1 protein-coding gene and 1 pseudogene are annotated in these 778 nt (G+C 42.4%); both read left to right on the forward strand.

Going from position 1 to position 778, the window contains the following annotated elements:
* Positions 1–202, forward strand: a pseudogene (locus R7Q09_RS25095) (1-deoxy-D-xylulose-5-phosphate reductoisomerase); the annotation flags it as partial.
* Positions 202–778 (forward strand): RIP metalloprotease RseP (rseP, locus tag R7Q09_RS25100; RefSeq protein WP_318143814.1); only part of this gene is annotated, 577 nt, incomplete at its 3' end. The pseudogene R7Q09_RS25095 and the gene rseP, both read left to right, overlap by 1 nt.

Genomic DNA, 778 nt, shown 5'->3' on the forward strand with positions numbered 1-778 from the left:
AAATGCAGCCAATGAAGTTGCTGTTGATGCGTTTCTAAATAATCGCCTTGGTTTTACAGACATAGCTCGCATCAATGAATTGGTTTTGCATAAAATCACCGCAAGCTGCAAACCTGAGAATGCGAATAGCTTGGAAAGCTTGCTAGAGCTAGATAGAATGTCTCGAACTATCGCCCTAGAAATTATACGCGAGCGTAGCTAATGACTGGTATTTTGTGGAATCTTGTTTCTTTTATCGTTGCACTGGGCATTCTCGTTGCCGTGCACGAGTTTGGGCACTTTTGGGTTGCTCGTCGTTGTGGCGTGAAGGTTGAAAGATTTTCCATCGGTTTTGGTAAGTCTATTTGGCGAAAAGTTGGTCAAGACGGAACCGAATACACTATCTCAATGATTCCTCTTGGTGGATACGTCAAAATGGTAGATAGCCGTGTTGACGATGTGCCAGAAAGTGAAAAACATTTAGCCTTTGATCAAAAGCCGCTTTGGAAACGAACGTCTATTGTTGCAGCTGGCCCTATCTTTAATTTCTTATTTGCTATTTTTGCTTATTGGTTGGTTTTCCTGATTGGTGTACCTGCGGTAAAACCCGTAATTGGTGAAGTTACGCCCAATTCGATTGTTGCTGAGGCAGGAATTGAATCTGGAATGGAACTAAAAGCAGTATCAGGCATCAAAACTCCGGATTGGGAATCAGTTAATATGGGATTAATTTCTCATATTGGTGATGACGCTATGACGCTAACACTGACGTCAGACTCAGAAGTTGGCGCTGAAGTGA

The sequence above is a fragment of the Vibrio sp. 2130-1 genome (assembly GCF_033339515.1).